The 14,403-nt window shown below is 64.2% G+C and carries 15 protein-coding genes; 5 read left to right on the forward strand and 10 right to left on the reverse strand.

Going from position 1 to position 14,403, the window contains the following annotated elements; translation table 11 throughout:
• Positions 1 to 256: 256 nt before the first annotated feature.
• Positions 257 to 766, reverse strand: coding sequence for a hypothetical protein (locus AAV94_RS11525; RefSeq protein WP_156454418.1), 510 nt, complete (start codon positions 764 to 766; stop codon positions 257 to 259).
• A gap of 119 nt (positions 767 to 885) precedes the next feature.
• Here AAV94_RS11525 and AAV94_RS11530 point away from each other — a divergent pair, with 119 nt between their 5' ends.
• Positions 886 to 1,335 (forward strand): transcriptional regulator, encoded by a 450-nt coding sequence (locus AAV94_RS11530; protein WP_046742372.1) that lies wholly within the window; start codon positions 886 to 888, stop codon positions 1,333 to 1,335.
• Between the two features lie 90 nt (positions 1,336 to 1,425).
• On the opposite strand, the gene AAV94_RS11535 is transcribed toward AAV94_RS11530, so the two are convergent.
• Genes AAV94_RS11535 through AAV94_RS11555 form a run of 5 tightly spaced genes read right to left on the reverse strand, consistent with a single transcriptional unit; the run spans position 1,426 to position 8,389 of the window.
• The gene (locus AAV94_RS11535; protein ID WP_046742373.1) at positions 1,426 to 5,391 is read right to left on the reverse strand and encodes a non-ribosomal peptide synthetase; all 3,966 of its coding nucleotides are present in this window, start codon (positions 5,389 to 5,391) and stop codon (positions 1,426 to 1,428) included.
• An 18-nt stretch (positions 5,392 to 5,409) separates the two neighbouring features.
• Positions 5,410 to 5,682: a phosphopantetheine-binding protein gene (locus AAV94_RS11540; protein ID WP_046742374.1), complete on the reverse strand. Its 273-nt coding sequence runs from the start codon at positions 5,680 to 5,682 to the stop codon at positions 5,410 to 5,412.
• Between the two features lie 21 nt (positions 5,683 to 5,703).
• On the reverse strand, positions 5,704 to 6,939 hold the full coding sequence (locus AAV94_RS11545; protein WP_084824890.1) for an isochorismate synthase: 1,236 nt from the start codon (positions 6,937 to 6,939) through the stop codon (positions 5,704 to 5,706).
• A gap of 11 nt (positions 6,940 to 6,950) precedes the next feature.
• Positions 6,951 to 7,721 carry a 2,3-dihydro-2,3-dihydroxybenzoate dehydrogenase gene (locus tag AAV94_RS11550; protein WP_046742375.1) on the reverse strand — a complete coding sequence of 257 codons (771 nt, stop codon included), beginning with the start codon at positions 7,719 to 7,721 and terminating at the stop codon, positions 6,951 to 6,953.
• On the reverse strand, positions 7,712 to 8,389 hold the full coding sequence (locus AAV94_RS11555) for an isochorismatase family protein (protein ID WP_046742376.1): 678 nt from the start codon (positions 8,387 to 8,389) through the stop codon (positions 7,712 to 7,714). The genes AAV94_RS11550 and AAV94_RS11555 overlap by 10 nt, the downstream gene beginning before the upstream one ends.
• A gap of 253 nt (positions 8,390 to 8,642) precedes the next feature.
• On the opposite strand from AAV94_RS11555, the gene AAV94_RS11560 reads away from it, so the two are divergent.
• Positions 8,643 to 9,113, forward strand: a complete 471-nt coding sequence (locus AAV94_RS11560) for a flavodoxin domain-containing protein (protein ID WP_046742377.1) — start codon at positions 8,643 to 8,645, stop codon at positions 9,111 to 9,113.
• Between the two features lie 254 nt (positions 9,114 to 9,367).
• Here AAV94_RS11560 and AAV94_RS11565 read toward each other — a convergent pair whose 3' ends face one another.
• Positions 9,368 to 9,916, reverse strand: a complete 549-nt coding sequence (locus AAV94_RS11565) for an NUDIX hydrolase (RefSeq protein ID WP_046742378.1) — start codon at positions 9,914 to 9,916, stop codon at positions 9,368 to 9,370.
• A gap of 239 nt (positions 9,917 to 10,155) precedes the next feature.
• Here AAV94_RS11565 and AAV94_RS11570 point away from each other — a divergent pair, with 239 nt between their 5' ends.
• Positions 10,156 to 10,659: an RNA polymerase sigma factor gene (locus AAV94_RS11570; protein WP_046742379.1), complete on the forward strand. Its 504-nt coding sequence runs from the start codon at positions 10,156 to 10,158 to the stop codon at positions 10,657 to 10,659.
• Positions 10,660 to 10,900: 241 nt separating this feature from the next.
• Positions 10,901 to 12,052, forward strand: coding sequence for a FecR family protein (locus tag AAV94_RS14440; RefSeq protein WP_052755026.1), 1,152 nt, complete (start codon positions 10,901 to 10,903; stop codon positions 12,050 to 12,052).
• Positions 12,053 to 12,131: 79 nt separating this feature from the next.
• Here AAV94_RS14440 and AAV94_RS11580 read toward each other — a convergent pair whose 3' ends face one another.
• The gene (locus tag AAV94_RS11580) at positions 12,132 to 12,614 is read right to left on the reverse strand and encodes a nuclear transport factor 2 family protein (protein WP_084824892.1); all 483 of its coding nucleotides are present in this window, start codon (positions 12,612 to 12,614) and stop codon (positions 12,132 to 12,134) included.
• A 12-nt stretch (positions 12,615 to 12,626) separates the two neighbouring features.
• Complete coding sequence (locus AAV94_RS11585; protein WP_046742380.1) at positions 12,627 to 13,238, reverse strand: NAD(P)-dependent oxidoreductase; 612 nt, start codon at positions 13,236 to 13,238, stop codon at positions 12,627 to 12,629.
• Between the two features lie 154 nt (positions 13,239 to 13,392).
• Between AAV94_RS11585 and AAV94_RS11590 the strand changes: the two genes are divergently transcribed.
• Positions 13,393 to 13,770 (forward strand): winged helix-turn-helix transcriptional regulator, encoded by a 378-nt coding sequence (locus AAV94_RS11590; RefSeq protein ID WP_046742381.1) that lies wholly within the window; start codon positions 13,393 to 13,395, stop codon positions 13,768 to 13,770.
• A 204-nt stretch (positions 13,771 to 13,974) separates the two neighbouring features.
• Here AAV94_RS11590 and AAV94_RS11595 read toward each other — a convergent pair.
• On the reverse strand, positions 13,975 to 14,403 hold a 429-nt coding region (locus AAV94_RS11595), incomplete at its 5' end, for an IS5 family transposase (RefSeq protein ID WP_046742407.1).

Raw genomic sequence — 14,403 nt, forward strand, 5'->3', positions numbered from 1 at the left:
GTGTTAACACATTGCCTAGGGCTTCTCAGCCTGTTTGCACACTTTTCAAGTGCTGCGCCATCGGCCAAAACACCAACGGTACGAGAGCGCATCTTCCTGCCAGGTACGCTGTAGCCAGTTGGCAGGCGGCGTGCGATCCCTCGTCATGATGGCGGCGATGGGCGGGTGAAAAGGCCATGAGAGGCATTCATTGCCAATATGGGGCTGTTGCAGGCTCTTTGCAAGAGCAGAAGAGTCCGGGGGCGTGGCGCGCAGACTATTGTGGTGAATGCCCTGCATGCTGGTAGGAGAAATCCTGCACGCGACGCTTGACATCCATACGCACCGTCACCGTGACGGGGCGGCTTGCGGGATGCGACGCGGAGGCAGCCTGACGGGTGGATGACGCAGAGACCGGCGGGACCAGCACCAGTTCATCGTCCTGCCCTGGCGAAGGTTGAACCGCCCCCGATTGGGGCCCCTGCATCCAGATGTGTGTGTGGCCGTTGCGCTGCACAGTGATGGCCACCGCCTCCACATTGACGTATACCCACGCCCGACCACCGCCTGTTGCCTCGGCGACGACATCGGGTGTGCCCCAAATCGCCTGGACTTGCGCAGCCGACATGCCGGTGCGCAGCAGTTTCGAGATGGGCTGACTGGCCTGCTGCGCAGCTGAGGAGGTCGCGATGCGTTGGCTGTTCTCAATCCCTCGGGCACCCTGGCAGCCAGCAATACCGGCGGCCAGCATGCCCAACAGGTATCCGAGCTTCGTGCGAGAACACATCTTTTCTGTCCTTTTGACGGTGCTATCTGACAGCCTCACGCGGTCAATTAAACAAACTATTCAGTCAAATATACAACAGAAAATTAAATTATTATTACACTGGAATTTAATTTCCGGGCATGGACAACAAGCTCGAATTCGCGCAGCGGCTGCGTGAGGCCATGATTGCCGCCGGCCTGGAACCACGCCCCAGCGTGCTGTTGAATTTGTTCAACACGCACTACTGGGGGCGCTCAGTCACGTTCCAGGCCGTCACGCGCTGGTTGCGCGGTGAAGCCATCCCGGCGCAGGACAAGCTGGTGGTGCTTGCGCAGATCCTGAACATCGAGCCTGAAGTGCTGCGCTATGGCACGGCGATTCGTGATTCAGTGCAGAGAAGTCGGATGCGCTGGACCGAGGGCGTTGGCTATCTGGAGCGCGAGGCTTTTGACGCGTTCTTGCAGCTGCCACCACCGCAGCGCAAGGTGGCCAGGGAGGTCATCCTCGCGCTGGCCAAAGCGCATCAGCTGGACCAGCAGGCGGCCCAGGGCGACAGCGCGGTGGCGCGTGCCGAACGTCAGCCGCAGTAGGGCCGAGGCCGCGGCACGGCGCAGCCAGCTTCGTGGCAGGTCTGCTGCGCCGGTGGGAAAGGGGGCACATGCGATGCCCGTGGTTGGGGGTTACCGGCGCAGTTGTCGAACGATGGCCTCGGTAGCCGCCGGGCCGGTCAGTTCGGCGTGCAGGAATGGCACTTCAATGCTGACCAGTTCATCGGCATAAGGGCGCCACAGGCTGGCTTGAAGATGGGGCTTGTCCGCGTGGTCGGCGCTCGCACGCACGTGGATCAGCCGGCCGGCGTAGCGACGGTGATGGTGCTGGCGGATGAGGCGGTTGGTGTCCGTGACCACGCGCACAACGCCTTCCAGGGCATCGTCAGGCAGGTGGCCCAGTGCCGTGTCGCTGCTGCGCAGAAAGGCGATGACCTTTTCCCGCGTGTCCAGCTCCGAGTGGCCCTCCGGGTCATGCCCGGCAATCGCTAGCAGTGCGCGCAGCGCCTGGATCGGCGTGGGTTCCGGCTCGGCGCGCCAGACCTCTGCAGGGTAGGCATCCAGCAGGGCCACCAGCCCCGTGGCGATGCCACGCTGCTGCAGTTCCACCGCCATGGCCTGTGCGATGATGCCGCCAACCGACCAGCCCAGCAGATGGATCGGCCCCTGCGGCTGAATTTCCAGCACGCGCTGTACATATTGCGCTGCGAGCGCGTCGATGCTGTCCGGCAGCGGCTGGTGGGGATCAAGCGCCGGCGACTGCAGCCCGTAAACCGCACAAGGGGCCATGTCGGCGCCACCATCCGGCCGTGACAGTGCACGTGCCAGATGACGGTAGCCCCAGCAAATGCCACCGGCGGGGTGAATGACGAACAGTGGTCCATCAATTTCGCGCTGCGTAGCGGCCGCTGTGTGGGCCAGCTGGATGACGGGGGCCAAGCCGCTGTCAAAGCGGACTTGTGCATCATCAATCAATGCGGCGAAGTCGGCCAGCACAGGTTTCCCGAACAGGGCGCCCAGTCCGGGATTGCGCTGCCACCGCTGCTGAACTTCCAGCAGCAGCTGCACGGCCAGCAGAGAGTCGCCGCCGAGTTGGAAGAAGTCGCTGTCGGCATGGATCTTCTCCCGCGGCAGCTGCAGCAGTTCGGCCCAGATTTCGCCCAGCTGCTGTTCGGTAGGGGTGGAAAGTGGCTGACCCGCATCGCTGCCGAAATCCGGTGCGGGCAGCGCCTTGCGGTCGAGCTTGCCGTTGGCGGTGACGGGCCAGTGCGCGAGTGCAACGATGGCAGCCGGCACCATATAGTCCGGCACCAGGCTGGCAATGTGGCGCCGCAGCGCCGTGGCGTCATAGCCGGGGCCGGGCTGCACGTACGCCACCAGTTTCCTGTCGCCAGGACGGTCCTCGCGCACGATGACGCTGCCGCGCTGGATCAGGCCACTGTCATGCATGGCAGCCTCGATCTCACCCAGTTCGACGCGCAGGCCGCGCAGTTTGACTTGATGATCGCTGCGGCCAATGTATTCCAGCGCGCCGTCACGACGCCAGCGCGCCAGGTCACCGCTTTTGTAGATGCGCTCGCCAGGGCGGTGCGGGTCGGACAGAAAGCTCGCGGCCGTCAGATCCTCGCGGCCCAGATAGCCCCGCGCCAGTTGGATGCCACCGAGATACAGATCGCCGGCCACGCCGGGCGGCAGCGGCCGCATCCGCGCGTCCAGCACGTACAGTCGCGTATTCCACACCGGGTAGCCAATGGGCACGGGCCGCGAGTGGTCGTCGGCGCCGGCGGGCCAGAAGCTCACGTCCACGGCGGCTTCGGTCGGGCCGTAGAGGTTGTGCAATTCCGTTTTCAATGTGGCGTGCAACTGGTCACGCAGCTGCGCCGGCAGTTCCTCTCCACTGGTGAAGATGCGCCGCATCTGCAAGCCGCGGGCATTGGATTCAGCGAGAAATGCCGCCAGCATGGAAGGCACGAAATGGCACGTGCCGATGCGCTGCGCACGGATGATGCGTGCCAGCCAGGCCGGGTCACGGTGTGCCTCGGGTGGCGCCACCACTAGCGTGCCGCCGCACAGCAAGGGCAGGAAGAACTCCCACACCGAGACATCGAATGTCGCGGGCGTCTTTTGCAGGATGCGGTCACTGGCATCGAAGCCGTAGTGCTGGCGCATCCATTCCAGCCGGTTGACGATGGCCTGATGCTCGATCATCACGCCCTTGGGCTCACCGGTCGAGCCGGAGGTGTAGATCACGTAGGCGAGATCGTGCGGCGCTGGCGCAGCAGGGGGCAGGGTGTGCTCAGAAGGTGCCTGAGGCCAGTGAGGCGGTGCCAGCTTGGGCAGCGCGTGCGGTAGCAGGTGGGCATCGGCATCATGGACCAATGCGCACAAGGGCTGTGCCAGTTGCACCACGCGGGCCAGGCGCCCGGGCGGATTGTGCAAGTCCAGTGGCAGGTAGGCACCGCCTGCGCGCTGCACCGCCAACAGTGCAATCACCAGTTCCAGTGAGCGGGGCAGCGCCACGGCCACCAGCCTGTCCTTGCCAACGCCGCGTCCCGCCAGCAACTGAGCCAGGGCGAGGCTGCGCCGGTCCAGTTCTGCATAGCTCAGGCGCTGGCCTTCGAACTCCAGTGCGCAGGCATCGGGCGTGCGACGCATCTGCGCCTCAATCAACGCGACCAGCGTTGTCTGGGGCACGGCGTGATCGGTCGCATTGACATCAAAAAGATAACGCTGCGCCTCGGCCTGGCTGGCCAGCGCAATGTCGGCCACAGTCTGCGCCGCAAGGGCGCGTTCGATGAAGCCGGGCAGGCGTTGCAGGTGCGCCTGCACGTCCTCCACGTCGTAAAGCGCCGGGTTGGCCTCGATCTCCAGCTGCAGCATGTGCGTGGTATCACCGCGAAAGCCGATGGTGATGTCGTCGATCGGCCCGGTGCCCAGGATTTCCAGCCTGGTCTGGACGCCGTGCAGTCGAATGGGCTGGTAGAACGGCTGCACATTGACCAGTGGCCCGTACAGCCGTCGGTTGCCGCCCAGCAGGCCGAGGTCGCGGCGCAGCTGTTCACTGCGATAGCGGCCGTGGCGACGCGCGCGGGTTTGCGCGCGTGCCATCTCCTGCAGCCAGTCGGCCAGCGGCTGCTGGGCCTGTGCGGCCACGCGCAGCGGCAGCACGTTCATCACCATGGCTGGCACCCGGGCGCTGGCGCTGCCAAGGCGCCCCATGAAGGGAATGCCGACGACGGTCTCCTCGGCCCCCGCCATCTGCTGGCAATACAGCGCGGTCAGGGCCGTCAGCACGTCAGGCCAGGCAATGTCGATGCGGGCAGCATAGTCCAGCAACTGCTCGCGCCACTGCTGTGCCAGTGGCTGGTGCAGATGATGACAGCTACGCGATGCAATCGCCCTGGCGCCGGGGCGGGTGGCCATGCTGCCAACTTCCGCGGGCGTCTGGAACAGCGTTTTCCAATAGGCTGCATCCTGGGCGCGCCGGTCGCTTTGCAGGTAGTCGGCTGCTTCCCGCATCACGGCATCCAACGGGCCTAACGGGTGCGCTGCGGTCTGCAGGTCGCCGGCTTTCTGCGCGTTGTAGCAGGCAACCACGCGCTCTTCCCACAAGGCCATGCCATAGCCGTCGTTGAGCAGGTGGTGGGCACGCTGATACCACACGTAACTGTCGCCACCAAGGATGTACAGGCGCTGCAGCGCCAGCACGTCGCGCGCAGGGTCGCGTGGCGTGACCATATCCGCGCGCATTGCCTGGCGCGCTGCGTCCTCGGCCTGAGGATGACCCGACAGGTCGATCACTTCCAACCACGGGGTGCGTGCGGGAGCTAGCCATTGTTCGACGCCCTGCGCCGTCTCGCGCATGCGAAGCTGCAGTGCCTGCGCCTCCTGCGTGGCCTGGTTGACCGCGCGCGTGAAGGCTGGCACGTCGAGCGGGCCGCGCAGCCACAGCGCATGACCGGTATTGAAGGCGGGGTTGTCCGGCGCCAGCTGCTGGGCGTACCACAGGCCCGCCTGGGCCTCGGTCAGTGGCCAGGGACCGGTGGGTGACGCGACGGAGCCAGTGGTCAACAAATGCGCGCGGTCAGGAGCGTTCATGGTCTGCGTGGAGTGCAATCAGCGAGTCGGACTGTCCTGGATCTGCGCCAGCCGGCGCTGTACCACCTCCCACCAGCCCTGCAGTGTGGTGTGCTCGGCGAGTTCGGAAAAGTCCAGACCGATGCCGGTTTCATTCCAGCGCACCAGGAGGTTGAGTACGCGCATGGAGTCGAGGCCCAGGTCCATCAGGTTGTCATCCAGTGCGATGGCCTCGGGGTCCTCGTGCACCATCTTGGCAATGTCAGCGCGCATGCGCTCCAGGGTCAGCATTTCGCCAGTGTGTGTCGTCATGGGAGGGTAACAAGTGTTGTTTCAGAGTGCGTTGCCGTTTCCGGTAAGGGGCAGCTGCAGCGCATCCAGCATGGCGCCGAACTTGGCGGCCGTTTCGTCGGCCTCGGTGCGCGGATCAGAGTCGTGCATGATGCCTGCGCCGGCAAATAGCCGCGCCTCGTTGCCGCAGATCTGCGCGCAGCGAATGGCGACATACCAGTCGCCATCGCCCGTCGTGTCGCTGTAGCCGACTGCGCCGCCGAAAAATCCCCGTTCGAAAGGTTCCAACTGGTTGATGACGGAGTGTGCTGCTGCGTGTGGCGCGCCACATAGTGCCGGGGTCGGCTGAAGACGCGCTGCCAGTGCCAGGCTGGAGGTACTGGCCAGGTCTTGCGGATGGCGCAGACGGCCCTCAATGCGCGTGCCGAGATGCCACATCGTGGCCGTGGCACGCAGCGCGGGCGTCTGCGGCACGCGCAGCTGCGCGCAAAGCGGTGCCAGCGCGTCGGCAATGGCTTCGACGACCATGCGATGTTCCTGTCGGTCCTTGGTTGACTGCAGCAGCTGCTCGGCCGCGGCCTCTGCGCTGCTGTATCGGCCGCTGCGCGGCAGCGAACCGGCCAGCGGATGGGAGGCAATCTCCGCACCGCGTCGCGACAGCAGCAGCTCAGGGGTTGCGCCCACCAGTTGGTGTAGGTGGCTGGAGCCTTGTCGGGGGCTGGGCAGCGGCAGGCAGTAGGTGGTGACGCTGGTATCGCGCATCAGGCGTGGCAGCAGGTGCCGCAGTTCGAATGGCCGGGCCTGCGTGACTACCAGGCTGCGTGCCAACACCACCTTGCGCAGCCCGTTCACGCCATCGCGCAGCAGCTGTGTGGCCTGGCGTACCATCGCCTCGTAGGTGGCGCGGTCCGGCTCCGCCTGCAGCTGCGGTGCGGCACGGCGATGCGTTTCGTCCCGCAACGGAGACTGCAGCACGCAGGCGCTTGCGATCGCTGCGGGCTGGAACAGATGGCAGGCAGCCTGCCGGACAAAGGGCAGGGCGCCAACAACCAGCTGAGGGGCGCTGCCGGTGCTGTCCAGTGCCAGCAATGGCGCATTGCCGCACGCCATCAGGGCATCGCAGCTTTCCTGATAAAGCAGCTTGTGCACACCCGTGCTCACCAGCTGATTTGTCGGGCCTTGCAGGGCGAACAGCGGCGCCTCAGGCTTGGCACCACAGCCGGTTGTGGTGTCGCCCGCCAAAGCTGCCGAATGAGAAGAGTCGGTACCGGTGAACATAAGCTGCTGCCTCAGGCGCGCAGTGTGGCGCCGCCATCCACGTAAAGGTCGCTCATGGTGATGTGGCCGGCCTGGTCGGAGAGGAGAAATACCACGGCCTCCGCCACATCCTGCGGCGTGGCCAGCTTCCGCAGCGGAATGCCGGTCTTGTACTGTTCAGGAAAACCTTCAATGACCCGTTTGGCGCCGTCCTCGTCGTGCCACATGCCGGTCTGCATCGGCGTGAGCGTCGAGCCCGGCGCAACAATGTTGCAGCGGATCCCCAGCGGCGCAAGCTCCAGCCCCAGGCAGCGCGTGAACATGGTGGCCGCAGCCTTGGAGGCCGCATAGGCAGCCATTGCATGGCGGGGAATGCCTGCGGCGTTGGAGCTGACAGTGACCAACACGCCGCGGCGACGCGGCTGCATGGCTTGCGCCAGCGCGCGCGAGACATGGAACACGCCATCGCAGTTGACCGCAAACGTGCGTCGCCACTGCGCATCCGTGGTCTGCGTCACCGTGCCAAAATGCAGCACACCCGCGACATTCACTCCCAGATCGATAGCTCCGATGTCGCGCTCCACGCGCGCAATCAGCGCCTGCACGGCCTCGGAATCGGTGACGTCCAGGACCTCGCTGTGCACGCGCCCGGAGCCCGTATGCTGCGGCGCTGCGGGGCGCTGCAGATCGGTGGCGATGACGATACTGCCTGCCTGCGCAAGCAGTTGCACCACGGCTTGTCCGATACCGCCGGCAGCGCCGGTGACGAAAGCGATGCGCTGATCGAATCCGGTCAATTGCATGGCGCGGCCTCCTGGTTTGCCTCCTGACCGACGGGAGCGAGCGCATCAAGTGCGGTGGCAGTCATCAGCGGCGTTGCGCAGGTTCCCGCACTCCACTGCAGCGCCAGATCGTGACGGGCGCGGTCGAAATCGGCCAGCGCATCGGCCATCAGAAAGGGCTCAATGTCCCGCTGAAAAGCCTCGGCAGCCGTCAGCATGCAGCCGATATGCGCATAGACCCCAGTAATGAGCAACTGGTCTCGGCCCCTCGCGCGCAGCAGCGTGTCCAGATTGCTACGCTGGAACGCGCTGTAGCGGTGCTTGGTCAGAATATGTTCGCCGTCGACCGGTCGCAACGCACTATGGATGCTTTCATGCGCGGCCTCCGCACGCATGCCCGGCCCCCACAACTCAGCCTGCAGGCCGCGATCACACCGGAGCTGATTGCCCCTCTGCGCGGTATAGAAGACCGGAACACCGGCTGCCCGGCAGGCCTGCAGCAGCGCTTGGATGTTGGCGATGGCGGTCTGCAGGGCCGGATGCGCGTTGCCAAATGGCGCGAGAAAGTACTGCTGCATATCATGCACCAGCAATGCTGCGCGTTGCGGGCGCAGTGACCATCCGTGGCGCGGCGCAGGCAGCTCTTGTGCCGCTGGTGCGCGATAGGGGGCAATGGTTGGCAATGCCATGAGGGAAAAATGTCGCAGATGGGCGGTGAGGGAAGAGGCCGCTACAGTGCGTACCGGCGCGGTGCGCGCAACCATAGCAAAATTATCGTGAAATAACCGTGAAAATGAAATAAATTCTCATTCGTGTTCCTGTGCCTCCACCCAGATAGTTGCACGCAAACGGTGTGTTGTCCCATTGAATGAAAATTGTTTCACCGCTTCGCTATGATGCGCGATTTCCCCCATCGCCGCACAGGCACGAGGAGATGGCTGCATGAGGCTCAAGGTAATCGTTGGAACGTTCAGCGATAACGCGTGGTATGTCGCAAAAGCGGTCGAGGCGGCGCTCGCATCACAGACGGAACACACGGAGCTGGTCATGGCCAGCGCACAAACGTTGGCGGAGGTGCTGGAGGTGCCGCAGGATATGCGTGTGCTGATCTGCACCTCGACCCATGGTTCAGGCGATGTGCCGGAAAACCTGCAGCCGCTGTATGCCGATCTGGGCACGCGACCGCGCTATCTGGGTGGGTTGCGCTATGGCGTCATTGCACTTGGCGACAGCTTCTATGGCGACACCTTCGCCATGGGCGGCAAGCAGTTTGACGCACGCCTGGCCGATCTGGGTGCCACGCGCATTGGCGAGCCGCTGATACTCGACGCCAGTGACGGGCAGGATGCGGAGGCGCTCGCGGCGCAGTGGGCCCTGCAATGGTGGCAGCTGGTGCAGCAGGACGCTGGTTGAGAACCTGTTGACGATCTTCTCATCAGCAGCGTTGCCTCGCCAGGCGATACGCGCAACGCACACACCGCAGTCGGGCTGGTGGCCCGGCGAGGACTGGCAACGCCGCAGCGCACGTCTGGCGAGGTAACCCCAACGGCAGCCAGGCAAAGATCGTCAACAGATTCTGAGGCGCAGGAGAAAGTCTGTCCGAATTTGGAGGCCCGCGCGATCATTGCGCGGTGTGCCGTGGTGCGGCAATCCCTGTCTCTGATTGCTCAATCCAGCGCCAGATCGTGCAGATCGAAGCGCCCCGCGCGCCGGTCGGCAAAGAAGTGCTCCAGCGTCACACGAGTCGTCTGAAACGCCAGTTCTGCCCATGGAATTTCCTCTTCCGCATACAGCACTGCCTGCTGTGTTTCCGGTCCCGGGGCGACTTCAGGCCCTGTCATCTGCGCAAGATAGAACAGGTGGACCTGACCCACGCGCGGCACGCTGATGACGGAAAAAAGGCGGCCCATGACAACCTCAATGCCCGCCTCCTCGCGCGTTTCGCGCGCCGCACCTTCGGCAGTGGTTTCATCCAGTTCCATGAAGCCCGCGGGCAGTGTCCATTTGCCCATGCGTGGCTCAATGTTGCGCTTGCACAGCAGTATCTTGTCCTGCCAGACCGGGACGGTGCCGACTACATTGAGCGGGTTGAGGTAATGAATAGTGTGGCAGGCCGGGCAGACGGCCCGCACGTGCGTGTCGCCGTCGTCCGGCACGCGGTGCTCGACCGCGTGGCCGCAGTTGCGGCAGTAGTTGATCAGGTGGCGCTTGTTCATGAGGGTGTATTGGAACACCAGATTGCCAGTGGGGACATCGAGTGCGGGAGCACAGGCGCAGTTTGCGCGGGCGGCGCTATGATTGCGGCGCCCTGCCAAAGGTGACGTTCTTTCCTGTCTCCAACGGGCAGTCCGGGACTTTGCCAAGGCGCCCATGGCCATGCCACGGCAGCTGGCGCATGTGGCGCACCCGTGTCGGTACGTCGCCTTGCGTGACAGATTCAATCAACCTAGGTCGCATGAAGCGGGATCCGCACATTGTCTTTCTCGATCACCGTCAGGAGCTGCTGACGTGGTTGACGCGCCGCTTGCATGCGCGAGAACAGGCGGAGGACATGGTGCAGGAGCTCTATCTGCGCTTTGTTCAGCACGCCGCGGGTCACCACGTGGACGATACCCGTGCCTACCTGTTCCAAATGGCGCGCAACATGCTTGCGGATCTGGGGCGCCAGCAACAGGCGAGGGCGACCGACACGCACAGCCACGACGAGCCGCTGATGCTGGCGGTCCCCGATACCGCGCCAGGCCCTGAACAGGTTGCTGCGGCGCGTTCGCGGTTGAGGCAGCTGGCTGCATGCCTGGAGCAGCTGCCACCATTGACGCAGCGCATCTTCCTGCTCAACCGTGTACACGATATGAGCTACCAGGAAGTTGCAACGCAGCTGGACGTTTCCGTCAGCACGGTCCAGAAACATCTCACGCGGGCCCTGTGTCACGTGACTGAGCAGATGAAGACGCACTGAGATGCCGCCTTGTCCTGAAGTTTTTTTGCGCGCAGGCGTCGCCCTATCGCCAGCACCCCATTGCGGCAATTGCCGTTGCCATGGCCGGCATGGCTGCGGCGCAACGCTTCCCGAAAAGGCGCGTTGTTGGCACGTGCGGCCGTCGCTTTACTCGATTAGCCATCGTAGAACGTCACCCACTTATAGAGTCAGATAAGAAGGTGCCGCACCCACCCCCCGATGCCCCCACGCTGAAGACCCCATGCCCACAGACAGGATTTCCGACGCCGCCGCGCCATCCTCCCCGCCGTCCGATGATGCACAACGGATCGCGCAGCAAGCTGCTGCCTGGGTGGTGGCGCAGGATGGGCCGCAGTGGCCGCAGTGGCCGCAGCACCGTGCGGCGTTTGAGCAATGGCTGCAGGCCTCGCCCCTGCATCGCACGGCCTACGAGCGCGCGCGCAGCAACTGGCAACTTGCCAGCGAACTGCGGCAGATGCCCGAGCTACTGGCGCAGCTGGGGGCGGATGCGGTGGATGATGGCGACGGCGCCGCAATCCCCGCTGCGCAGCAGCGACGACCCGCCCAGGCATCGCCCATTGCCATTCGCACCACTGGGGGCACCGCTGCGGCGCGTAATCCCGCCGCGCGGAGCATGTCGGCGTGGGCGCGCAACGTGCGCCGCGCCAGCCTCATGGCCACCTTGTCAGTGGTAGTGCTCATTGGTGGTCTGTTTGCCTGGTCGGATGGCGATCCCTACACCGCCGTATTGGCCGACTATCGCAGTACCGCGGGTCAACTGCGTGAAATCACACTGGCGGATGGTTCCGTGGCACGGCTCGATGCGGCAAGCGCCATCGCCGTGCATTACGACGACCGTTTGCGACGCATTGAACTGCTCAAGGGTCGCGCGCTGTTCATTGCCACGCCGGTTGATACGCCCGCGGCGGCAGGCAGGCCGTTTGTCGTGACGACGGCCAATGGCCAGACGCAGGCGCTTGGCACGCAATTCATCGTCGAGCAGCTGGAGGAGCAGACCATCGTCACCGGGGTCGAGCATCACATTGCAGTCAGGGCCGCTGCAACGCCTTCAAGCGCGGCGGTCATTCTTGCCCCAGGGCAGACCGTGCGGTATGACGCGCATGGGCTTCAGCAGACCGCTACCGTGCCACTGGCGCACGCGCGTGCCTGGGAACAAGGCATGCTCCTGTTCGATGACATGCCGTTGCACGAAGTCCTTGCGCAACTGCAGCGCTACACCAGCGGGCGGATTGTCCTGCAAAAGGGCGAACTCAAGCCGCGGCACATCAGCGCCGCAGTGCCGGCTGCCGATGTCGGCGCAGGGCTGCAGACCATTGCTTCCGAACTGGGGCTGCGCGTGGTGCGGCTCCCGCTGGTGACCGTGCTGTACTAGTCAGCCGTCAACTACCGTCCTTTCACGCTGCGCGACCCTGCGTTGGCAGCGCGGCGAAGGCGGGACGGTAAGTAGCTTCTCAGAACATGGTGTTGTCGTTGGCCGCGCCGTCGGGCACGTCCTGGATCACATCCCAGTGTTCCACGATCTTGCCATCCTCGACGCGGAAGATGTCCAGCACCGCCTGACCGCGATCGTCGCTGCCGTTGGTGGAGTGCACATGCAGCCAGACCAGGTCGCCATCGGCCGCGCTGCGCACCACGCGGGCGCGCGACTGCGGATGCTCCCTGAAGAAGCTGGTGAAATACTCCACGAACGGCGCCTTGCCGTCGGGCACCTCGGGGTTGTGTTGGCGGTAATCATCGGCAACAACCCGGGCGGCCTCGACCGTTTCATGGCGATTGAAGAACCGCTCATAGAACTCCAGCACCAGCGCGCGGTTGGCTTCCTCGGCAGCGAGCTCGCGCGCTTGCGCAGGTGCCGGTGCCGGTGCCGCGGCCAACGTGGTGCCTGCGGCCAGCATGGCCGAAGCCAGGACGATGCCTTGCAACAATCGCTTCATCGGGTGTACTCCTCAGTAACCGACCGTGAAGCGCTGGCGCGAATGGGCCGGCTTCTCGATTTCGTCCACCAGCGCTACCGCATAGTCCTCGAAGGAAATGCGGCTGCCCTGTTCGCTGCTCAGGAGGTTGTCTTTGCCGAGGCGGAACTTGCCCGTACGCTCGCCCGGAACGAACTCCGCCGACGGCGACAGGAACGTCCAGTCCAGATCCTTTTCCTGCTTCAGTACCTCAAGAAATTCCGCGCCCTTGGTGGCCTCAGGCCGATAGGCTTCGGGAAAGTCGGGCTGATCCAGCAGGCGCTGGCCGGGGGCAACGTCCAGGCTGGCGGCGCCGCCTACGACCAGATAGCGCTTCACACCTGCCTGCCGCACCGCCTCGATCAACACGTGCGGGTCACTGTCACCAAACCTGACGGCACTGACCACCACATCGTGGCCGGCCAGCAGCGCAGCCAGTGCGGCCTTGTCGGTAACGTCCCCGGCCTTGGCAGTAACGTGTGGCAGCGCGGCAATCTTCTCCGGATGGCGTGCGATCGCGGTCACCGTATGGCCACGATCCGACAGTTCCTTGAGGATGCGCGAGCCGACTTGCCCGGATGCGCCGATGAGAGCTATGCGTGCCATGGGATCTCCTTTGTGTGAGTTTCAATACTAGGTAAAAAAAATAGACCTTTGAGAATTCAGATGCTACAGTCACGCCGGAAACTTGACAAGAAGTCATCGTGCGCGGACCAGGTCACGGTGCGATGACCTGCCATCGATAGGAGGAAGTCCCTGCATGCCATCTGCCAGCGCTAGCACCATCGTGTTCGAGCAACCCTGTCCCATCCGCGATGTGCTCGACCGCATCGGCGATCAATGGAGTCTGCTGGTACTGGAGGCGCTTGCGCAGCGGACCAAGCGCTTTAACGAACTGCATCGGGAAATTGGCGATGTCTCGCGGCAAATGCTCTCGCGCACCCTCAAGCGGCTGGAAGAGGACGGCTTCGTCAGTCGTACCGTCTATGCCGAGGTGCCGCCGCGTGTTGAATACGCCCTGACGGATCTGGGGCGATCATTTCTTGGTCCGATGCAGCAATTGGTGGAGTGGGCCGACGCCAATCATTGGGCCATCTGTCAGGCCCGTCTTCAGGCACGTGCCAAGCAGCGCAACTGAGTGCACCGTTTGGGGGCACCGCTGAGCACCTGGTCAACGCCTTCTCGCACGCGATAGAGCGTACAACTGCAAACAGGCCCGAGACATTGCTGCGGGTTGTGCGTTACAGATACTTCAGCCAAGTGATGTCGCGTCGTCTGGCCTTGAATGGGCGCTGTTGCGCAATTGCCCCACTGAGCGCAGCTACCCCTTTCCCCAGTCTGCTCAGAACACACGTATCGTGTGTGGCGTGCCCAAGCGCGTGAACTGGTTCAGGATCGCCGCGCGCACCTGAAGCTGCGTCACCTGGCGGTCGAAATCTCGGGCCATGACCCGCTCGCCCAGCAACTTGAAGCAACCCATCTTGGTTTCCACCAGGCTGCGCCGGTGGTAACCACTCCATTTCTTCCAGATCGTCCGGCCCAGGTGCCGGGTTGATCGCAAGGTTTCGTTGCGAGCCTCGACGCCCGCGCTGCTGCCTTTCCAGGTCTGCGCATTCTTGCGGGTCGGGATCACGGCGGCGGCTCCGCGTGCCGCAATCGCGGCATGACAGGCCTTGGTGTCATAGGCACCATCGCCGCTCACCGTCGCCACGGCTTCAGTTGCCGGGATCTGCGTCAGCAGCTCAGGCAGCATCGGCGCGTCGCCGATGCG

Source organism: Lampropedia cohaerens, from assembly GCF_001005215.1.
GTDB classification, from domain to species: Bacteria; Pseudomonadota; Gammaproteobacteria; order Burkholderiales; family Burkholderiaceae_C; genus Lampropedia; species Lampropedia cohaerens.